The sequence below is a fragment of the Nitrosospira sp. Nsp14 genome, assembly GCF_900113575.1.
Taxonomy (GTDB): domain Bacteria; phylum Pseudomonadota; class Gammaproteobacteria; order Burkholderiales; family Nitrosomonadaceae; genus Nitrosospira.
This window is the reverse complement of record NZ_FOPV01000002.1, coordinates 18623-40632: the sequence shown is the minus strand read 5'-3', so window position 1 is coordinate 40632 and position 22010 is coordinate 18623. Positions and strand designations below refer to the sequence as shown.

General features: G+C 50.7%; 16 protein-coding genes, 1 tRNA gene, 1 pseudogene and 1 riboswitch. Of the genes and pseudogenes, 3 read left to right on the top strand and 15 right to left on the bottom strand.

The features are described 5' to 3' along the window. Nucleotides 1-2 precede the first annotated feature (2 nt). A complete protein-coding gene (locus BM022_RS01600; RefSeq protein ID WP_091136210.1) occupies nucleotides 3-734 on the bottom strand; it encodes a pseudouridine synthase in 732 nt (243 codons plus the stop codon). Between the two features lie 166 nt (nucleotides 735-900). On the opposite strand from BM022_RS01600, the gene BM022_RS01595 reads away from it, so the two are divergent. Beyond that, nucleotides 901-977: transfer RNA gene (locus tag BM022_RS01595), tRNA-Val, on the top strand. 344 nt (nucleotides 978-1321) lie between these two features. Here BM022_RS01595 and BM022_RS01590 read toward each other — a convergent pair. The 5 genes from BM022_RS01590 to wecB all read right to left on the bottom strand — a co-directional run bounded on the left by BM022_RS01590 (nucleotide 1322) and on the right by wecB (nucleotide 7735). Next, nucleotides 1322-1873, bottom strand: coding sequence for an FxDxF family PEP-CTERM protein (locus BM022_RS01590; protein ID WP_091136206.1), 552 nt, complete (start codon nucleotides 1871-1873; stop codon nucleotides 1322-1324). Nucleotides 1874-2027: 154 nt separating this feature from the next. Beyond that, nucleotides 2028-2591, bottom strand: coding sequence for an FxDxF family PEP-CTERM protein (locus BM022_RS01585; protein ID WP_091136204.1), 564 nt, complete (start codon nucleotides 2589-2591; stop codon nucleotides 2028-2030). A 1289-nt stretch (nucleotides 2592-3880) separates the two neighbouring features. Continuing rightward, entirely contained in the window at nucleotides 3881-5320 is a 1440-nt protein-coding gene (locus BM022_RS01580; RefSeq protein ID WP_091136539.1) for a mannose-1-phosphate guanylyltransferase/mannose-6-phosphate isomerase, read from the bottom strand. A gap of 92 nt (nucleotides 5321-5412) precedes the next feature. Beyond that, on the bottom strand, nucleotides 5413-6483 hold the full coding sequence (gene galE / locus BM022_RS01575) for a UDP-glucose 4-epimerase GalE (protein WP_091136201.1): 1071 nt from the start codon (nucleotides 6481-6483) through the stop codon (nucleotides 5413-5415). Nucleotides 6484-6583: 100 nt separating this feature from the next. Then, nucleotides 6584-7735, bottom strand: a complete 1152-nt coding sequence (gene wecB, locus BM022_RS01570; RefSeq protein ID WP_256208813.1) for a non-hydrolyzing UDP-N-acetylglucosamine 2-epimerase — start codon at nucleotides 7733-7735, stop codon at nucleotides 6584-6586. 597 nt (nucleotides 7736-8332) lie between these two features. After that, a riboswitch (cyclic di-GMP riboswitch) is annotated at nucleotides 8333-8419 on the top strand. Between the two features lie 417 nt (nucleotides 8420-8836). Between wecB and BM022_RS01560 the strand changes: the two genes are divergently transcribed. Both BM022_RS01560 and BM022_RS16320 read left to right on the top strand, forming a co-directional pair. Further along, on the top strand, nucleotides 8837-11989 hold the full coding sequence (locus BM022_RS01560; protein ID WP_177191597.1) for a right-handed parallel beta-helix repeat-containing protein: 3153 nt from the start codon (nucleotides 8837-8839) through the stop codon (nucleotides 11987-11989). Nucleotides 11990-12180: 191 nt separating this feature from the next. Further along, nucleotides 12181-12322, top strand: a pseudogene (locus BM022_RS16320) (transposase); the annotation flags it as partial. Here BM022_RS16320 and BM022_RS01550 read toward each other — a convergent pair. From BM022_RS01550 to BM022_RS01510, 9 genes are all read right to left on the bottom strand, one after another. Then, on the bottom strand, nucleotides 12294-13178 hold the full coding sequence (locus BM022_RS01550; protein WP_091136188.1) for a hypothetical protein: 885 nt from the start codon (nucleotides 13176-13178) through the stop codon (nucleotides 12294-12296). The pseudogene BM022_RS16320 and the gene BM022_RS01550 overlap by 29 nt on opposite strands. 42 nt (nucleotides 13179-13220) lie before the next feature. Further along, nucleotides 13221-14303, bottom strand: a complete 1083-nt coding sequence (locus BM022_RS01545) for a Gfo/Idh/MocA family protein (protein ID WP_091136187.1) — start codon at nucleotides 14301-14303, stop codon at nucleotides 13221-13223. A 23-nt stretch (nucleotides 14304-14326) separates the two neighbouring features. After that, nucleotides 14327-15097: a WecB/TagA/CpsF family glycosyltransferase gene (locus BM022_RS01540; protein ID WP_091136184.1), complete on the bottom strand. Its 771-nt coding sequence runs from the start codon at nucleotides 15095-15097 to the stop codon at nucleotides 14327-14329. Between the two features lie 386 nt (nucleotides 15098-15483). Beyond that, on the bottom strand, nucleotides 15484-16224 hold the full coding sequence (locus tag BM022_RS01535; protein WP_091136183.1) for an FkbM family methyltransferase: 741 nt from the start codon (nucleotides 16222-16224) through the stop codon (nucleotides 15484-15486). Nucleotides 16225-16501: 277 nt separating this feature from the next. Then, nucleotides 16502-17143 (bottom strand): CatB-related O-acetyltransferase, encoded by a 642-nt coding sequence (locus BM022_RS15665; RefSeq protein ID WP_091136180.1) that lies wholly within the window; start codon nucleotides 17141-17143, stop codon nucleotides 16502-16504. A 21-nt stretch (nucleotides 17144-17164) separates the two neighbouring features. Continuing rightward, complete coding sequence (locus tag BM022_RS01525) at nucleotides 17165-18289, bottom strand: endo-1,4-beta-xylanase (RefSeq protein WP_091136179.1); 1125 nt, start codon at nucleotides 18287-18289, stop codon at nucleotides 17165-17167. A gap of 329 nt (nucleotides 18290-18618) precedes the next feature. Then, nucleotides 18619-19677, bottom strand: coding sequence for a glycosyltransferase family 4 protein (locus BM022_RS01520; RefSeq protein WP_177191596.1), 1059 nt, complete (start codon nucleotides 19675-19677; stop codon nucleotides 18619-18621). A gap of 538 nt (nucleotides 19678-20215) precedes the next feature. Then, nucleotides 20216-21202: a glycosyltransferase family 2 protein gene (locus BM022_RS01515; protein WP_091136173.1), complete on the bottom strand. Its 987-nt coding sequence runs from the start codon at nucleotides 21200-21202 to the stop codon at nucleotides 20216-20218. Next, nucleotides 21199-21972 (bottom strand): glycosyltransferase family 2 protein, encoded by a 774-nt coding sequence (locus BM022_RS01510; RefSeq protein WP_091136171.1) that lies wholly within the window; start codon nucleotides 21970-21972, stop codon nucleotides 21199-21201. The genes BM022_RS01515 and BM022_RS01510 overlap by 4 nt, the downstream gene beginning before the upstream one ends. Nucleotides 21973-22010: the final 38 nt, after the last annotated feature.

Sequence of the window (22010 nt, the reverse complement as noted above, 5' to 3'; positions counted from 1 at the left end):
GGTCAGAATGTCTCGTCCGGTCCCAGGTATCGCCATTTACCTAACGGCAGTTCACCCAACCTGACTTTTCCAATACGAACCCGCTTTAAGCCGGTCACATTCAGCCCCACCAGCTCGCACATCCGGCGAATCTGCCGTTTCTTGCCTTCCCGCAAAATAAAGCGCAGTTGATCCTTATTTTGCCATACCACACTGGCTGGTTTCAGTACTTCGCCGTCCAGGCTTAGACCGTGGTTTAATAACGCCAGCCCCTTTAGAGGCAGTCTCCCTTCGACTCGCACCAGGTACTCCTTCTCGACTTCCGAGTCTTCGCCAATCAGTTGCCTGGCTATGCGACCGTCCTGAGTGAAGACAAGCAATCCTGACGAATCAATATCGAGCCGGCCCGCCGGGGCCAGTCCTCTTAAATGCATGGGATTGAAACGCTGCGGCCCGCGGTCTCCCTCGAACCTGGAGCCGTGATTTACGAGGCTGACCGCGGGTCGGTAGCCGGGTTCCGGCTGCCCCGATACGTAGCCGATTGGCTTGTTCAGCAACAACGTGACCTGTTCCAGCTGTTGTGCTTGCGCTGCCTTGTCGAGTGTTATTCTCTGGGCAGGGTGAATTTTTGTCCCCAGCTCGGTGATACGCTCACCATCCACGCGCACCCATCCCCGTTCGATAAAATTATCTGCTTCTCTGCGAGAGCATAGTCCTTGTTGTGACATCAGTTTCGACAGCCGGATTTTTTCCATGAAACTCCACAAGCTCTTGGGTTCTCCATCCTTAAGTTTTTGCTCTCCCCGGGGTACCTAATGCGGAAACCGACGTGCTCGTGTCCCCGGACCCTATTGTTAAGGGATTCTGCATTATAATTTGAACCCTTGTCCGGTTTCAGATAAAATTTGATTTGGTATTTTCAGGCGCGTAGCTCAGCTGGTTAGAGCACCACCTTGACATGGTGGGGGTCGTTGGTTCGAGTCCAATCGCGCCTACCAATATTCTTCTGCTTGCGTCCGCTCTCGTATTTTTAATCGTCATCGGCGTAATCCTGCTCTTTCCCGTCTTTAAGAAATTTTTCATATTTAGCGTCCGACAAGCGGCGACCGGCAGCACATGCCGGACCGTGCCGCGGTGCTCGCGCCGCGGTTTCATTTGTATTATCAAATCCTTAAAGCAAGGAAGACGACACGGGGAAGGAAGACGACACGGACTTGGGGAAATAGCGAATAGCGAATAGCGAATAGCGAATAGCCAAAAAAAAACGGAAATCATAATAAAAACGGCCTCCAAGAGAGGCCGTTTTTAAGCCACGGGGAGCAAAGTCCCCGTATGGTTCAGCTTATGATATCTTACGGTTACTTCTGCGCCGAACAACAGCACCCATCAGCCCCAGACCAGCGAGCAACATGGCGTAAGTTTCTGGCTCCGGAACCGCGGCAGCCACTGCGCCAGCATAGATTGCTCCCGCCGTGCCGTTCGATATCCCAGTAACTGTGATAAAAGACGCGCCGGACAGAGGTTGGTCATAATTTAAGCTAAGAGAGTTACCGTCTGTACTTGTACTTGATTGCAGCAGCGTATCGTCACCCCCGCCCACGATCCCGTTGGCCCCGGCCGAAAAAAGGGACAGCCCAGTGAGTATGCCGTCGAAGTTTGTTCCTCCCACACTTAGTGGAACATCTACAACCGAGAAGCCCGAACTCACATTCGGCTCCGTAAGGTTAAAACTGAAGATATCGCTAAAGGTCACGCCGCTTCCTGACACTGTACCGCCAAACGTAACGGGATCAGTAGTTACTGTACCCAGGTCCGTCGTGGTGGCGTTCGCTCCAACGCTCATGCCAGCCAGCATCGCCGCGACGAAGGTTAGCTTCATCGAATTTTTAATCATTTGTTACCTCCTTGAATTGTGAAACATAACTAACCCAACGCTTCCATAACAGGACGCAACGTTAATAGAATGGGAATAAAAAACGGTCTCTTTTGGAGGCCGTTTTCTTACCACCGGGGGGAGGAAACAATGCCCCCCCCCGAGATGGCTCGATTTACGAGGTCTTGCGGCTGCTTCTACGCCGAACGACCGCACCCATCAGCCCCAAGCCAGCGAGCAACATCGCGTAAGTTTCTGGTTCTGGAACCGCGGCAGCGATCGCCCCGGAATAGATACCGCCATTGCCACCATCCGTAACTCCCGTGATCTGAATATACGCGGGGCCAGTAATGGCTGAGTCATATGCGATGCTAAGCAAGTTATTGCTATTGTTTCCCTGATTCCATATCGCCGTCGCCAGCATTTGATCGTCGCTGTTACCCACGATTCCGTCAGCGTTTGACGATAGTGTCAGCGTGGCCAGCGCGGTGTTCCATTCCCCGCCCGTGAAGCTCAGCGGGATATTTACCACACTGTAACCCGAAGATACGTTGTTCTGATCCAAACTAAAGGTGAAGATATCATTGATACTTGTACCGGATCCTTGAACAACACCCGAAAACGTTTTGGGGTCAGTACCCGAGATGGCACCAAGATCCGTCGTCGCGGCGTTTGCCGCGACACTTGCGCCCGCCAACAGTGCGGCAACAGCAGTTAGTTTCAAAGAAGTCTTAATCATTTTTACCTCCTTTATAATTGTTAAACGTGACCAACTTAACACTCCGGTAAAACATGAGTCATCACACTTGCCTGGTTATGTGACATGAGGGTAATTCCCTTGACTATCTAAACAAGCTCTTATAAACACCGAGACCCGTTAGGCACGGCCCCGACGTATCCCCAGACTACTCTCAATTGAGTACCGGTCAATAGACCGTTCGGTCTAACGGGAAAACGCCCAGATGGTGGCTCATCCGTAAACATGGTCCAAGAGGACAATATTCTTATGCCTCAATGGTACACGGGAGGCCTTTCGCTACCGCGCGCTAATAAGATCAACCTGATTTTTAAACAATAGTTTAAAACATCGAGGGCCGAGGGTTACAGTCTCGACGCTCACACAGCTTACCTTCTGCGGCGTATCGGTCAATAGACCGTTCGGTCTGGCTAGAAAACACCCAGACGGCAGCTCATCCATAAGCTTCGTCTAAAACGACAATATAACGATCCCAAGAACAGGAACCGGTTGTGTCAGGTTGCTTATGCAGAGATGCGAAAGAAAATAAAATGATATTTATAAACAGTCGCTTATAACAGAATCAACTGCCTACACAACCGTTGATATTCCTCTACGATACTCTTCATTGTAAAGTGGTCAATAGGCCGTTCGGTCTGGTCTAACCACGTCCAGGTTGCAGCTCATCCATACGCTTCCTCTAGACAGACACGTTCTTCCCTGTGATTCTCAAGGGGTAAACAACACGGTTCTCCGTCGAGGATCGCCCTGATACAGATATCGCCCCCATGGGCTAGGGTCTATTACTGCTGTAAGGATTACCAATTTTGCACAACGAAGTAGCGCTTGGACCGGGGGTAAAGACTGTGTAGTGCTCAGGGAAGTCCGGGCGATGCATCGGTGGGACGCGATACGCCAGATGCCTTGGGCGAATAGACCGTTATCAATGGAAGAAGCCGACCATGGGCTGGGATTGTGCTCAGGTGAGCAAGTAAAGCAGCTGAAACAGCGGCCAGAGGTATACGAAAGTTATTTGATGAACGGTGGGCAGGGTGCGCTGGGAGTACGTGAGTGGACTATAACTGCGCGAGCTCCATATACTTATGGAACACACGCTATGGCTATGCATGAAACAAGTTATGACGCGAATGTAACTATAAAACGGCATGTGAAGACGATACGTCTATCGCAAAACGGGCGTTCCGCTCCAGATTCTATTGTGACTTTAAATGTAAGGGATCCTCCCATTGAAATGGGTGGCATTGCTGGTTATTGCTCATGTCTCCAAATTTTTATCGCCCGTAAACATCCTCAAACCGAACAATATCATCCTCGCCGAGATACGAGCCCGATTGAACCTCGATCATCTCGAGGGGCACACACCCGGGATTTTCCAATCGGTGACGCGTGCCTAACGGGATAAATGTGGACTCGTTTTCCGATACAAGATAACTTGTGTCCCCGCGCGTCACCTGCGCCGTGCCTCGGACGACAATCCAGTGCTCGGCACGATGATGATGCATTTGCAACGATAGGGCGGCGCCGGGCTTGACAACAATTCGCTTTACCTGGAAGCGCTCGCCCGCATCAACACCATCGTACCAACCCCACGGACGAAAGACCTTTCGATGCAATTGGCCCTCGGGTCGCCCTTCCCGCTTGAGACTGTCGACTATTGTCTTTACGTGCTGGGTGTTGCTCATGTGGGCGACAAGAACGGCATCGGGCGTTTCAACCACGACCATATTTTCTATTCCTACGCATGCCACCAGGCGATGTTCCGCCATGACGAGCGTGTTGCGGCATTCGTGCAACAGCGTATCACCTTGCGTGACGTTACCCTCACGATCCTTGGGCAATACCTGCCACAGCGAATCCCAGGCGCCTACGTCGGACCATCCGGCGGATAACGGAATAACCACGCCCCTTGGCAGGGTGCTGTCGTTCGCGGTTATGCGCTCCATCACCGCATAGTCGATCGAATCGCTCGGACACTGCGTGAACGCATCCTTGTCTACCCGTAAGAAATCGCCATCGATCGACCCTTTATCCCAAGCGGCGCGGCAGGCGGATAAAATATCCGGCCGACAGGACCCAATGGCCGAGAGCCACACCGAGGCTCTCATCATAAATAAGCCGCTGTTCCAAAAATAGGATCCGTCGTCAAGATAAGCCTGCGCGGTAGCAAGATCGGGTTTCTCCACGAACCGCGCTATGCTGCGCGCACCTTCCATTCCAACCGACTCGCCCCCCTGAATATAGCCGTAACCTGTCTCGGGCGAGTCAGGTGTAATGCCAAAGGTAACGATATCGCCTGCCTCTGCAAGCGTCATCCCATGCCGGACGGCCACTTGAAAAGTGGTGATATCAGAAATCACATGGTCGGCCGGCATCACCAGCAGGACGGGATCATTTCCCGAACCAAGCGCCGCAAGCGCAGCCAGAGTCAACGCCGGCGCGGTGTTGCGTCCCACTGGTTCAAGCACTATTGAGCCTTTTGTTTCCAGCAACCGCAATTGCTCGGCGATGATAAAACGGTATTCCTCATTGCAAAGCACGAGTGGCACCCCGAGCTGCACGCCTGCCATGCCCTCCATGCGACGAACCGTAGCCTGCAATAGCGAATCATCCCCGATCAGGGGCAGGAGCTGTTTTGGATACTTTTCGCGGGAAAGCGGCCAAAGGCGTGTACCGGAGCCGCCAGACAGGACAACGGGAACGAGTATTTGCATAGGATTTTGGAGGTGAGTATTGGGCTTATCGATCATTTTTAAAACGAAATTTGCATGCAGTGCCGTACCCGCTCCCGCGGGGCCAGGGTGCCTTAGCCTGTGGCGGCACCCTCTCTTGAGTCTCCGCCTCTGTAGCCGGCGGGATTGGTATTCTGCCATCGCCATGCATCCGCACACATCTCTTCCAAGCCTCGTTCTGCCTGCCAACCCAGCAGTTCACGTGCAAGCTTAGGGTCCGCGTAGCAAGAAGCAATATCACCAGGACGCCTGGACGCAATCCTGTAGGGCACCCGCCGCCCGCTTGCCTTTTCGAAAGCATGGACCATATCCAGAACGCTGTAACCCGTACCCGTCCCCAGATTCACGGTCAAACAGCCGGTTGGCTGTCGAGCGGTCGAGTCATCCATCATATCCAGGGCTTGTAGGGCTTTGATATGACCCAAGGCCAGATCAACCACATGGATGTAATCGCGGACGCCGGTCCCATCCGGCGTTGGATAATCGCTGCCCCACACGTTGAGGATCTCCCGCCTGCCGACCGCCACCTGAGCCACGAATGGCATCAAGTTATCCGGCGTGCCGAGTGGATCTTCTCCGATCAGGCCGCTGGGATGCGCCCCAACGGGGTTGAAATAACGGAGAATGGCCAAGTGCCAGGAGGGGTCACTGCGGTGCAGATCGCGCAAGATCTCCTCCACCATCAACTTGCTTTGCCCATAGGGATTGGTTGCGGAAAGCGGGTGGTTTTCAGTCAGGGGCAACCACTTCGGGTCGCCATAAACCGTTGCCGAGGAGCTGAATACCAGCTTTCGCACCTCACACTCCCTCATCGCTTCGAGAAGCCGGAGGGTGCCGACCACGTTATTGTCATAATAGGCCAGTGGCTGCTTGACTGACTCTCCTACAGCTTTAAGGCCAGCGAAGTGTATTACCGCACTTGCCCCGCTATCGCGCAGCGCTGCCGCCAACGCCGTGCGATCGCGGCAATCACCTCTTATTAAGTGGAGCCGTTTGCCGGTTATCCGCTGAACCCGCGCCAGGGCCTCGGGATGACTGTTACAAAGATTATCGAAAACGACAACGTCAAAACCCCCATTGAGCAATTCGACGCAGGTATGCGAACCAATGTATCCCGCTCCCCCAGTGACAAGAATAGTGGCCATCAGACGCAACCGAAGATTTCAGGCATACAAACTTGAGTGAAGCCGGGTTGAAGTTCCACCGGGAATATCATTCTCGATTTCATCGATCACGCCTCTCAATTTAAAACGCATCCAACGATTCAGCGTTGTGCTCATCAACTCCCAGTTCTGTCGCGAGTATCCCCACAATTCGCTCAGCTGCTCTGCCGTCCCAGAGATGCGGTCGGCGCCCCTGCTTGCCTTCGCCACGCAGCACCTTGCGCACCTCTGCGACGATACGTGCGGGGTCGGTGCCAACCAGTACGTTAGAACCTTCATCTATTGTTACCGGACGCTCGGTGTTCTCTCGAATAGTAATACATGGTACACCGAGCGCGGTGGTTTCTTCCTGCAGGCCGCCGCTGTCGGTTAACACCACAGCGGCGTCTTTCCATAGATTGAGAAAGGCCATATAGGCCTGCGGTCCCACCAATGTAATATTCGGCCCAAGATCGATATCGAATTTTTCAAGATTTCCTTGGGTGCGCGGGTGTACTGGAAATATCAGCGGCAGCTCAGCCGAAATTTCCTTCAACCCGTGGCATATCTTCCTCATCGTATATGGGATATCCACGTTGCTCGGGCGATGCAATGTAATTACTCCATAACGGCCCCCAGCAGCGGTGTTGGCAGTCTTGAAACCGGTAGTGTCAAACGCGGCAGTATCGGCCCGCTCCAACTTTGTTACCTGATACAGCAAATTATCCACCATCACGTGCCCTACGTGGTGTATCGCGCCATCTTGCTTGCCTTCGCGTCTAAGGTGCGCAATTCCACTCGGCTCTGTAACAAAAAATAAATCAGAGATGCTATCGGTAACCAGACGATTGATTTCTTCAGGCATGGTCATGTCACCGCTGCGCAAACCCGCCTCTACGTGCGCGACGATAAGGTTCAGCTTTTTCGCGACAATTGCGCAGGCTAACGTCGAATTCACGTCACCCACCACCAGCACGGCGTCGGGGCGGTCACTCTGACACAACTCCTCAAAAGCCACCATGATTTTGGCAGTCTGCTGAGAATGGCTGCCCCCACCAGCGCCCATAAAAGTATCGGGCTCGGGAATACCGAGTTCTTCAAAAAATACGTCATTCATCTCGCGATCGTAGTGCTGCCCGGTGTGAATAATGCTGTAAGTCAGGCGGCCATGAGTCTGCAGCGCACGTACGATGGGGGCAATTTTCATGAAATTTGGCCGGGCTCCCGCGACCAGATATATTTTTGGCTGTTTCAATCTCATCTCTTTAGCATCGCAAACATTATTAATACTGAAAGACTTGTCCCCACTGAGAGCACGCTTAATCCCTCCAATCAGAGCCTGACATCAAAGGCTGGGGCAATTCGCTATTAGCTCTACCACTAGCATAAACTAATATTAGTTGCGATAATCCACCGTACTCAAGCTGATCTTGATACTTTTGTGAAAAATTTGGATTTGCAAGGGCTCGAGAAGATCGCCCTCCGTAGTATGCATTGAAAATCCTCAATTTGTTTAACCAGCCGCAACATTTGTGATCCTCTCGAAGACGCTCTCACACTTGACATACAAGGTGTAACACCAATCCGCGTTGCGCTGTTAACAGAAGTGCTACACGCGTCCCCTTCCTATTAGCGGGACAATATTCTCTAAACAAACTCTCGGTAGGAGGATAGGAGATTTAGAGGGATTCGTAACATGCCGGGGCATGTCTTCGAACCAGCCCAGCCGTTTTTGCCAAAAAGAAGCTTAAATTTCCCTCTTTTTTAACTTAAGGATATTTCAAGATTATGTATAGTTTTGCCAGATTCAACTTTTCGTCATTTATACCGTAAGAGGTGTACCAGATTTTTAATCTGTAAAGGGCATACCCCGCGAAAGCGGGCGACGCAAAGTCATCGGTCTACCGGGCAAAAGCCCCATGACGGCAGGACTGCCAGATAACGCGACTCGTTTCACCGCTTCTTGCGGCGAAGAGCTATTTATCGAAAATGCTTAGATGGTACGGATTGTGTTTCCGTTTCGTCCGTCTAGTTTTCGTTCAATGCAGCGTCATCACGCGGTTCGGCCTCGCTTCTAGAGGAGGAACTGAACGTGAATTCCAGTAGCAAACCCAGAAATCTGTCCCATGGCGGCATTTTTTCCGCCTCCATTGCTCGCCCTTCTGTAAGTGTAAACCCCCGGTTGATACATAGCCGCGCAGGGCTCCATTTTACCGCTCGAACGGTTGTGAAAAAGCTTTGGTATTTGCCCTTGAGTTTATTAAAAGTCTGTACCCGCATGGGGCTGCGATTAAATCCCAATAAGACCATGACGTACTTCCCATATTCGCATGGCGATCCGATTCAGAAATCCCTTATGAACGCTATCAAACAATTCGCCGTTATCTTCTCTCTTTTTATTGCCCATCACCACGCGTACGCAACAACTTATTATATCGACTCCAAGCTCGGTAACGATATGTGGTCCGGAAAACGCCTCGCCAGGGCGGCGAGTACATCAACTGATGGCCCTTGGCAAAGCCTTAACCGTCTGGCAGCTGCAACGCTTTCTCCCGGAGACATCGTAGAGCTCCAGTGTGGGAGCAAGTGGATCCAGACACTTCGACTCAATAACTCTGGCACCGCCGGTCTACCGATCACCATTCGTGCAGCGTCCTCGGCCTGCGGTACGCCTCCGTCCATTGATGGCAGTCAGGTTATCGACGCACATAGTTGGCTTCGTCACAGCGATACCATTGACAAGGCCGCGTGGCCCAACGAGAAACTCCAGAATGGCTCACTTGCATCGGAAGTGGCAGGTTGGAGCTCCTGGTCCGCGGCCGGAGATCAAAAACTTGTCCACGAGGCCAATTGTCCAGATTCACCGAGTGGTTGCGCCGCGTTCACCAGCAGTGTGAAGCCGGGCGGTAGCCTCGTAAACAGCAATACGTTTCAGGTGCAAGGCGGGGTTGCTTACCGGGCGGGGCTTTCATTACGGGCTCCAGCGGGCATCCAGGTGAAGATACTGGTCAGGCGCGGTAGTCCTCCCTACGATCCCATTTCTGCCGTGCAATGGATAGCTGGAACCGGAGCATGGCAAAAAATCTCTATTGCCTTTATCCCACGCTCCGACGTAACCGATGCAAGACTCGACATCGAGAATCCCCCTGAAGGGGTTAAGTTTCACTTCCGCAGTGCAAGTCTTACACCCGCTTTTGCTACGCCCCTCGGTGCATGGGCTGGCGATCTACCTTTGCTTCCCGCACACCACCCGAATCGCGGTCATGATGCGACCAGCCCGAACTCTGTTTATGCCAGAGCTGCGGGAAACGGTAATTCCGTCTCACAGAGTAATGGGGCTATTGGAAGTACGTATATCGATATTGGTTCCAGTCTCAAACTGTCGGATGGAACGATGCCCAGACCGGGCAATCGACTTCGTATCCGCACGGCCCCATGGCATCTCGACGAGGTAACGATAACCCGCGTTGACGGTGATAGGCTTCATTTCGAACCCGCCACCCGATATCAAATCGAGAAGGGGCAGGGTTATTTTTTGCTTGATGAGTTAGTTATGCTGGACTCGCCTGGTGAATGGCTCTACGATTCGAACACAGCCGCTACCTATGCTTGGGTACCTGACAGTAATGCCCCGTCCCGTCAGATGCGCCTGAGCGTCCTCGAAAAAGGCATCGACCTCTCGGGGCGAGCCAATATCGTTGTAGAGGGAATAGACGTCCGTTACACAGCCGTAGGTCTCGATCTCACGGATACACAGAATTTGACTCTACGCTCTGCAAGTATTTCTAATACCGTACGCGAGGGAATAGTTGCTACTAATGCCCGGAACGTCAGCATCATCTCCAATCGCATTCGGCAAACCGGGCGCGATGCCATCTCGGCCCCCGGCGCGAAAATTGTTCGGGTGGAAGAGAATGACATTAATCAGAGCGCAGTTGCTGTCGTTGGCGATCGCATCTGGAGTCTTCCCGCAACCACCTATGCCACGGTTTATGTAGGAGCGTTTGCGACAATCAAAGGCAATCGCATTAACTTTTCCGCGAGCAATGGAATTTGGACACAAGCAAATGAGTTTGTCGCAAACGGGGTTATAGAAAATAATGCTGTCTTAAATAGTTGCCTTCAAATAAATGATTGTGGCGCCATTTATGTCAACTATTCATCGCCAAATACTCGCATAGCCTCCAATCTGATCGAACGAGTCAGCGGCAATGTTGATGGGATAGTAATTTCCAGAGCTCTTTCGCATGGAGTTGGCATCTATCTCGATATCCACTCTAGAAATATGGCAGTAGAAAATAACACCGTGGCCTGGGCTGACTATGGGATACACGTGAATGACGCGTACTCTAACCGGATCGTCGGAAACTTGCTGTACGGGAATCGCAATAATCAGATCTTTTTTCAGGAGCGAACACAAAAGATCGCCTCAACGGGGGATGTTAATAATAACGACGTATTCGAAAACAGTTTTTTTCCAACTACATCGGCTCCCGCGATTAAGATAGAAGGAGAGGTGGGTGATGTGACCCATTTCGGTGTTCTTTCAAAAAATTATTATTCCGCCCTGTTCAGTAAGCGCATGTTGAACGAATCGTGGGCAGCACACAACCTCACCTACACGTTAGGTGAATGGCAAGGTGCCCCGAGTAATAAAGGGCGTGTATCACAAGATGTCGGCTCATCGCAAATTGCTCAGGAAGGCTATGCGTCCTATCTGGCTGCGGGTGGCAACATCGTTCCTAACGGAGACCTTACACAAGGTATGCGCGGATGGTCATCCTGGAACCAGACTGAACCATTTTCAACGAGAACTCATCAAGTTTGCGAATTCGGCCCATGCTTGCGAATAACTGCTGGAGGAACCGTAACTCTCGCCCATACGCCAATGTTTTCAGTAGAAGCCGGTCGTTCCTACCGCGTCAGCTTTGACGCGAAAATAGATATGGATGGGCAATTTATCAAGCCGCTCGTCCGCCGCGGCGGCCCGTTGTTGTATGAGCGTTTGATGCCAGCGTCCGAAGGGTTCGCGGGAAGCACGGAATGGCGCCGCTACGCCTTTGTCTTTACCGCTGCGAAGACAATTATTGCGGGCGATCCTGCGACTGGGGACCTCGGCGCGCGGTTAGACTTCGAGAATATTCTGCCTGGTCAATCCCTGTGGGTGGCCAATATGGAGATCGTTCCACTTCTTGCCGCCGAGAATACAGTACGCACTCAACTTGTTACTAATCCGGATCGAGTTACACGTTCCCGCGAGTGCCCGGACGAGGAAACTGCACCTGAATACTGTGGTCGTTACCACCTGTTTCCACAAGGTACCCCGGTGAACTGGCCAATCGACCTGCCTCCGCTGAGCGGGGTCTCGATCTATACCGTTAACGAAGCAACGCGCGACAGCGATGGTGATGGAATTGCAGACAGTGCGGACCGGTGTCCCGGCACGGCGAAGACAGATCAGGTCAATGCCTCGGGCTGCGCGCTGACACAACTTCCGGACCCGACATAAAGTTGCGGGATTTTCATTTTTAGACCTCAAACCCTATCCTACTAAACCATCTCACTACAAATAGGGTTTGAGGCATGAATTTCACGCTTGTTCAAAAGCGTCATATTGGGGAGAGAAGCAAGCGTATGATGCAACTGATCGCGTCTGCCTTCGAAAAAACCGAACCTGGCGCGCTGGTTAAAGAGATCCGCAAGAAGATGGGCATCAGCCATGCCAAGTTTCATAACCGGAAGAAGAATTATGGCGGGCTTCGGCCCTTCGGAACTGCGGCGGTTGCGGCAATTGGAAGAGGAGAACAGCAAGCTCAAGCGGCGGGTAGCAGACTTGAGCTTGGCCAGTAACGATCAACCAACTCCCTGGTGTTGCGAATGTTGCTGCGGCTCGAAGCACCAAAGACGATCGACTCGATATTCGGTTGCTGGCATATCCATTCAATCGCTTCGTCCGGCGCAATCGCGCCTGAGGCGAAGACGGACATGGCGATGGCACGAACTTTTTTCTCTCGTAGCGCCCGTACGTACGCCTCAAATCCTCCGCACATGCGGAATCCGATTTTGTTGATATTAGAACACACGATTGGATTTTCCACCCCCACCTCTTCAAGCGCATCCAGCAGTAATGGGAGATTCATCGTTATGAAACCTGGTTCCGCGTTATACCGGCTCCTGACGTGCGTAGCAAAAATACGAAAAGCATCTTTGAAGCCCAAACCAAGCAGCAGGTCAACGACAACATTTTGTAAGAAGATAATTGGTGTCCTAAGCCCAGTGAACATTTTCATCTCAGCATCGACCAGCACAGTGGTAATGCCTTCGATATCCTTCTTCGCCAACGACATACCTCCACGCATCACGGCATTTACAAGACCCTCATCGGGCATGAAACGTTTCAATGCGCCTAACATGCCATCTTCGGTTACAGCGTTTGCATACTTGTGCGCGTATGGCATACACGGTAAGAAGCTAAAATCCTGGTAACGTGCTGGATTTGCCCGCATATAATCGGCAACCAGCGCAATGCGATCGTGCGTGGTGCACATAAAGCTCTTTACGCCTTCGTCGTATGCATTATCAAGTACATCGATAACCGCTTGAATATCCTGAAAGCGGATGGACTGAGCCAGCGCTTTCTCTTCTGACATGTGATTAACGCCAAAAAACTGATTATCCCCAAAAAGTAAACGATCCATTTCCTACTCCAATCCAAATCGCTAACCGAGTTAGCGTTCAATTTAACGGTTGCGAAAAAAAAGCGTTCTCTTCTTCGGTATTTCCGGCTGGGCGTCGCTTTTTTGCCCTCCCTTTACATCGGCTATCATCATTGCTATTACACGGTCTGTCATCATCGCATTTTCAAACGAGTTAACGTTGTCGCTGGCGCATTTTCCTTCAATGCAACGCACAAAATAGTCCAGTTGCGCAGAGTACTCCTCGCCACGAAGGTAGAACCATACTGCTTCAGTCAGATCCGTCGTATAGCGAACATTCCAGCCCTGTTCATAACCCTGGGGGATACACGCAGTACCTCTAAAATACACTTTACATTCCTGCCGATCGGCGTAAATGCGACCGTTAGTACCCCATATGGTCATTTTTGTTGTCATTTTTCGGTAGGATTCGTCGCTCCAATTCACCGATATTTGGGCGCTCTTACCACCTTCATAATATAAAGTAGCGCACACCTCATCATCCGTATCCTTCGAGAAAATCTTATTCAGAATAGTACCGCCTACCCTTTGCGGCGCTCCCATATACCAATTCACGAGATTGATAGGATGAGCAGCGTAGTCGTACAGGCAGCCGCCGCCTTCCGAGCGCTGTGTACGCCAGGTTGAGCCTTTCGGTTTCAATACGACGGGACCGTAGGCCTCGGCGAGCACATGCGTTACCTCGCCAATAGCGTTTATGTCTAGCAAACGCTTGACTTCTTGGAAAGCGCCAACAAACCGGTAATGATAACCTACTTGATTAATCAAACCCTTTTCGTTGGCAATGCGAGTTATTTCTTCTCCCTCCGCCGTGTCGAGGCAAAAGGGTTTTTCGCAAAAGAGATGGAGATTTTTGTCAAGCGCAGCCTTTACCATCTTTGTATGAATACTTGACGGGGTAGCAATGATTAAGGCATCAAGCGCGACTTCGCGCAGCATCGTATCAAAATCAGTGTAGGTACGAACACCAGTATACTTGTTCAGAACATCCAGCACGTAGCCGGCGGAATCACATATCGCCACAAGCTCAATGTTCGGATGCGTATTAATAATGGAATAATGGGATAAGCCCATTTTTCCGAGGCCGACGATAGCTAACCGGATCATTCTCAATCCTTATAAGAAGTGAACTACTTGGAATCTCGCCTAAGTGGGCGAAGCACACCTGACAACGCGGCCTCAATAACAAAGATGAGCGACCACCAATATCGCTTTGCGCGAAGTTTTGGCTGGATAATCAAGCGAAAGACCCATTCGAGCCCAAGCGCCCTTATCCATTGCGGGGCCCATGGCACCGCCCCCGAATGATAATCGAAAGCTGCGCCCACCCCCACTGCCCAAGCAGCATTTAACCGGTTGAGATGTCGCGCGATCCATATTTCCTGTTTGATGAGACCAAGCCCGACCCATATGATATCCGGCTTCGCGTCGTTGATCATGCGCACAACTTTCTCATCTTCTTCGGCCGTCATCTCCCGGAAAGGGGGACAATATGTTCCGACTATGTTTATGTCTGGATATAATGCCTTAAGCTTTACGCTCATCAAGTCGGCCACCCCTTCTTTTCCACCATAGAAGAAATGACGCCAACCATGTGACTGGCCGTACTCGCTGCAATCTAACTGTAGAATGGGCCCATTGTACCGATTGATCTTGAGTCCCCAGAAGTATCCTGCCGCGATAACCCCCACCCCGTCACACAGTGAAAATTCTGCTCCCTGGATAAAAGCCAGGTGGTCAGGGCGCCTGAGAGCGTGATACATTGACTCGGTGTTCGTGATGGAAATATATCCACCCGACGTCCCGTCCTTGATGCGCTTCGCGATTTCTGCGAGTACCAAATCGTGGGAATCCATGGAAACCGGAATTCCAAGAATGAATTTTTTGTTACTAATCGCCATAGGCCTAACCTCGTTTCAATAACTGACATTTATCGCATGATTTGCTCCGTAAATCGGCCGAAGGACAATTGCCCTACTGCGATGCTACGCAAAATTATCGGAGTTATTTGGTGCACCGGGGAATAAATGGTAACTCCTCCCCGGTGAGGTTGTACGCCGCGCGTTCCCACGCAAATAAGTTATAACATCTGACCCATCCATACCTCTGGATCACGAAAAGTTGGGACGGCAACCAGCTATTAGATATCACCTCTGTGACAGTTGTTGCGTGGAGTACGTTGACTTCATAGGGGGGTATCCTTTTGCTCATCGCACGTTAAGGCACATGTGTCTGCTGGGGAACTGGGCGATTCACTACACGAAGTGATGCAGGGTAGTTTACACAGTTAGGGTCGGACAAAAACCGCATCAAATTGAAGCGACTGCCCAGTCCGTGAATCCGAGAAGCCAGGAACAAGTGACCAGATCTCAAATCCAGCATCTTTCAAGTACGAAAAGAAATACTCATAGAGCTCCTGCCCCTCATACAATGCAATAAGGCTTAGCTCAAGCTGGATCGCGTGGATATCTCGGAGGCAATTTTTTGCTCCTTCCAAAACCGCTCTTTCAAACCCTTGAGTATCTATCTTCAAAAACACTTTTTCTCTTGTCGTTCGATAATCGTAAAAAATCGAATCAAGGGTGACAATCTTAGCCGAATCTTTCCCGGTATACGCTGATTGAGGTGCCACATCTGAGTGCGCCCGGAGCATCGGCAAAATTGATGAGCTGTAAGAATTACCCGCAACATTTATCTCTATTTCTCCATTTGTGGAACCGATAGCGCATCTTTCATGAACTACCCATAAGCGGTCAGACTTAGCCGTTTCGGCGAGGACGGAATAAGCCATGGATAAGGGTTCGAAGGAAATTATTTTCCCTGCGTAACCTTCTCCTCTCGATAACAAAGCGTATTGTCCAATATTAGCCCCCACGTCGAAAAGCAAGTCTATTTTATGATGTAATAGAGGGCTTGGTCCTTTATAACGCGATAGCTCAAACCCAAAAAAACCGAAACTTTCCTTGACTATTCTTTTCGCCAGGACATTTAAAATTAATAATATTTTTTGTGATTGAGGAGATAGCATTCCGACTCCATAGGAAAGGTATGTTGTGCGCGTTCAAACAGCTTCGATCCCTTATAAGGCCATAAAAGACGTACTTCTGGGCACTACTACCTTTACGAACTACATGGCTGTTCAGCCAGTCGAGTCCGATTTCGTCACGGCTCAAAAGCAGAATAAACTCCTAACATATACTTCAAGTTCGCACCAGCTACGATAGTGCGTTCCCGAGCAAAAGAACGGCGCGCCCCGGCCTATCCATCGATAGGTTAGAAGGAAAATTCGTCTTCTATCATATTTGTCATTGCTCCTTCGTGGTTCTTGGTTCTTGAATCGAACGCTCGTATGCGGGAACAATTTCGCAGAAATCGAAACCTCGTTCGGAAAACCGAAAGCGCCCCTTAGCTATAGCCATTTCATGGGCCGCGACCGCCTCCATACTCTCAAACCGTTTGCCAATGACTCGAGCGGGCGATCCAGCGACGATTGAGTAGCTGGCAACATCTCTAGTCACCGTAGAGCCCGCAGCCACAATTGCCCCTTTTCCGATTTTTACACCCGTGAGTATGATGGCACCATAGCCCAGCCACACATCACTCTCAATAATAGCTATCTCGTCGCTGAAGCGGCTTGGAAAGCGTTCACTTCCTATCCAGGGGGTGTAGCGAATAGGGAATCCAATCGCCGAAAAATCATGATCATGGCGTCCGACAATTGCGACCTGGTTCGCAACTAGGCAGTAGTCTCCGATTTCAGCGTTGGCTTCGATGTGCACATGCTTACCAATATGAACATTGTTACCGATGCGCAGCACTTTGGGCGCCCAAAGAGAGGTGCCCTTGCCGATATGAAGGTCTTTACCATAGCTCAGATAGCGGCCTTTTCCAAGTGTCTTATATCGAGTATAGAGATGCCGTAGTATAGCTGTAAGGCCGTTGATCATTGCTTTATACCAAGACTAAAGTTATTCAACCGACCAGGAGTCTTCCACTTTAGCGCCGTCTTTTCGAATAAAGCTACAACGCCAGGTCTTGCCAGTTTGAGAGCAAACGGGTATGGTTGAGCCAACGAGTCTCTCGACTGTGTTATTCCAATTCTCTGCCAAAGCCTGCTTTGGTTTTTTAGAAGTAGGCTCAGTCAAGCTAAGTCCGTACGGACTGTCCCATGAATACCAGAAGAAGCGCTCCACACCTTCAGCTCTTGTCAGTATAAAAGCCCGAACGGCGTATTCACCTGCGTCTTGTAACGACACCTTTTTCCAGCCACCCTTTGTAACATACCGATGATCTGGGGTGCCATCGCCATTGGCGATCCACCAACCGGCTTCCGTGCTCCAGAGCGGCTTTTGGTGGATGCCATTTTTTTTCATCACGCCACGGACTCCTCGGATTAGGGGCACCATTGCCTCGGGGCCGGAATGTGGAACATAAAAATGATGACCCACAACATCGATACAGTCTTTCCCTCCTAACGCAAGAAAGTTATCCAAATAGCCAAGGTGGTCTTTTGCCCCTGGAGTGGAGCCTGCCGAAACAATCCGGTTCTGGGGATCGATGGACTTCAGTATTCGAAATGCTTCACATGTTAGCTCAACCAGCTTGGCAGGACTTCCCGTATAAAAAAGTTTAGCGTTAGGTTCGTTCCAAATCTGGTAGTTGTGAATACGTCCTTTGTAACGTTCCCCAACCGTCCTGACATATCGGCGCCAGTCTTCGATGTTAGCGGGTTCGCTGGAGTTACCTGGCTTATAGCCGCTTGGATCATTAGGTCGCGCTGCCGCCCATTGCGGAGTGTTAGCTAGAGGCAGCAGAAGGTCCACGTTATGCTGCTTGGCCATAGCAACATAACGATCCAACCGCGAAAAATCCCATTCGCCCCGCTTGGGTTCAAGTTGTTCCCAATTAACGTAAGCATCCCAAAGTCTCCAACTACCAAAGCGCACCCCGGGCCAAGCCGTACCTTGATCAGCACGATGAATCATTAGTCCGAAAAACTCTATTGGGACCGTCTCTGTTGCATTTGCTTCTTTATGAGGCACCACCCATAAAATCGCAGAGACGAGCAGCAGAATCGCAGTATATTTTTTCATGACGTGCTCCAGTTAATTTATTCCAGTGAATTTCTCTTCCTCCTCTGGGTCTTTCGGAACCTCTATCAGATCAAGGCCTGGGATAAGTTTTTGGCCAGATACCTGATTGACTGGAACATGTAAGTCATTGAAGGGCACGTTACATGTATAGGCATCGAATCTTCTAGAGACGCGGTTACAAGCCCACAAGTTGATAGGGATTACTGATGGGCACGCTACTGTATTTTGGCTCGCTTCAACCTGCGGAACCATTTAGTGCAATACGCACGTCAGATCACTGAATCAATCCGCTTGTTCAACACATGCGAGTTCGGTGTAGAGGGTTTCCTTTATTTCGGGAGCATTAAGCATTTTTCTATTCCATCAACAAAGCGATCAACCATGTTATTAAGCGTATATCGCTCAGCCCCCTCTCTGGCACCCAAACATAAACGTTGATACTCGGCAGGAGTAGACAAGAGCTTGATGATTCGTTCCGCATAATTCTCGGGGCCGCCTTCGGTGATGATGCCGTTTTGCCCATCTTTTAAGTAAGCGATCTCCGGGCCGTGTCGGGCATCAACTGTGGTAGCCATTGGAATACCAGCACAAAAGGCATCAAGTACATGCAATCCAACCGCTCCCGGATTAAAGCAGATATCAGCGAGTCGAAAATATTCGGCCTTTTCCAGCCCTCTGCGCACACCGAGACACTTTAACCATGGCCGTGATTCCGCCGCAGCTCTCATTTCGCTTGCACTTGGTCCATCTCCAATTACAAGCAATCGAAAATCAGGTAGCGCCCTACGTATCTGATCGGCTGCCTCCACCATGTAGGCGAGGCGCTTATCCGAGTAGAGTGAGCCGCAGAACAAACCGATCTTCGTCTCATCCCCAGCCCCGATTTCGGTTCGCAACTCATTCAAACGCTTCTCTGATACGGACGCTAGATCGTTATTGAAACCATCGTTATCAATTGAATTATCGAGGCAGGTAATACGCTCCTCCGCATATCCTGCCTCGCGGAGAATATCAACCGTTACATCTGTGTAAGCGAACCACCAATCTACTCGAGTCAGCAAAAACTCCTTCCACTTCTCACGCAATCCGGTCGGAGCATCACTCTGAAAATTCTTCCCGTGACCCCAGTACGCAACCTTGCAGGAAGAATATATTCGACTCAGCAATACCCGATAATTGGAAAGGTTGCGGTTTTCCTGCATTAACACCGCCAGGTCCGCATCTTTTAATAATGCTATCGGAAACGATTGCCAGATAATATCCCGCTTACCGATTTCCCAGTATCGATTGGTTATTTTGTAAGTCCAGGGCAACGTACCTTCGTCCTTTCTGGTGAGCTCGCGACGCGAAGCTTGGCCATGGACTAGGCACAATTCGATACCGCGCATAGAACACGCCTCGCGCAGCCTCTGAAAAAGGTTTAGGCGGTAATGTAGTAATCTATCCTGGAAAATAACAACTTTCTTCATCGTATTAAATATAAGTCTTGATCTATCTGTCGGACGGCAGGCTTCACCTTTGGCGTTCTGTTCTCGAACAGGCGGCATTAAGTCTTAACGTTTTACTCGCCCACTGCAAGGTTGAATGCCTCTTAGCCTTCCAAAATCCACTGATGGAACAATGCGAATCTTCTCATATTGGCACCTAGCTCATCATGGTCCTTACAGGCGCCTCGATCATGCCCGTGCTGCCATTCGCCGCAAACTGTTAGCAGCGGCTTCCTAATTAAGTCATCGCTCCTGAGCTTATTACTCAAGCCAACTAATTTCGATTGAGATTGAAGCGTCATGAAGAATGTTGCGACTGCAAAGCTGGCAAATCCGACGAGATAACGCAAAAAACCGGGACTGACGCGGTAATTGTCGATATATTTTTACCGCTGTCACACGACTTTACCCGTCTATTTGTAAGAAAATCCGTATCATACTAATATCCCTTCCACTGAACCCCGCTGATAGCGACGGCTCGGCCCAAGCCATTCATGGCGAGACACCACAACCTTACCGCTCGATGAAAGGCAAAAGGAGCCATGATGACCCCGGCAAAGGCAAAAACGATACACGCCACGCCGCCAGCCGATGCTCTTATGACCATCCGAACTCTGGATGCAGAACGGCTGCGCCAGTAGTAGGTGGATGCGCGAAGTCGGCGCTCTAAAATCCAGGCGAGCCGTTGGCGCTCGAAAGGGACCATTTCGAACACTTCTGCTTCGTCACACCATTCAAACCGGGCACCCTGATCCGCGATGCGGGCGAAGAAATCGTAGTCCTCGCCCCCGCAATTTGCAAGTTTTGGGTCGAAAGGAGAAGCGACGTTGCAGAGCCAGCTTGCTTTAACAAGAGCGTTGCCGGTGCGAGCTTCTCGCGGGTCGATTTTTGTTCCAGTTGAATGCCGCGGACGCTCGAATAAGCCGCTGCGCGCGGGCCAGACACGCGAACCCCGAGGAAAAACCGGAATTACCGGGCCAAATACGGCATCCACATCGTTTATTAATCGCGTCGCCCAAAGCGACATTAGCCAGCTTTCAGCGGCAGTTTCGTCGTCGTCAATCCATGCCAAAAAATCTCCACGGGCAAGAGATACCGCTGTATTGCGCGCAAATGAAATCCCTTTTTGAAGCTCGACTGAATATATAATATTGAGCTCAGGGTGGCGCATTTTTGTATTGTCCACGGTGGTAACCGCGCTACCCGCGGCATCATTATCCACGACAATTATTTCGAACGGTTCTCGGAAGTTCTGCTCGGCAAGGCTATCCAGAAGCTCCGCCAATAGGTATGGCCGTCGGTATGTACAGATACACACACTTACAGCTAACCGTCCGGTATCGCAACTGTTCTTCCCCACCGGAAATGGACGACGGGAACGCAACTTTAATCGCGTTTTAGGGTTTATGCTTGGAGTCCCAATCATCTTGGATGACGCGCGGTCATTCGCACGAATCCCGGAGCATGGCCTTTAATTATTCTGTGGAGTCGATTTAGAAAACGCGCTCGGAGTAAACGCAGGGTTAGCCAGTGCTTTCCTATGTACTGACGGCGAACCGCTTCTCGCTCCTTCGCCAGATATGACCTATCGAGCGTGTGGGCTCCCCCATCCGAAAAGAATGCCAGGCTTCGATTCATATATGCACAGCACCCGCCGGAGCGAAATACACGAATTATCCAGTCGTAATCCGCGTTTAACTTGAAACGGGGATCAAACAACCCGACATCGGTAAAAAGAAGCCTCCTGGCAAATATAGCCTGATGACAAATGCCATCCTCAATGATGTTGTATTTATCTACGTGACCGAAATCACGAAGCCAGTCACCGTCGGCTCTGACGTTGACAACGCTGCCATATACGAGATCGACAGCTGGATTGCGGTCAAGCCAGTCGCTTACGTCCTGAAGCACGTTTTCGTCGTATAAGGCGTCATCCGAGTTCAGGAAGAAAACATAATCCCCCCGAGCCTTGGCGACGCCTTTATTCATCGCGTCATAGATGCCGTGGTCCGGCTCGCTAACGACTAACAGCGGTGCGGAAGAGAAGGATTGAACAATTTGTAGGGTGCCGTCAGTAGAAGCGCCATCGATTACTACCCATTCGTAGTCTTTGTAATGCTGAGTAGATAATGACTCCATTGCGTTGTGAAGAACTCTTTCGCTGTTACGGCAAACTGTAATAATCGAAAACTTCATAAAAAAAATGGCCTACTTAGTTGAATTAGCCTACACGA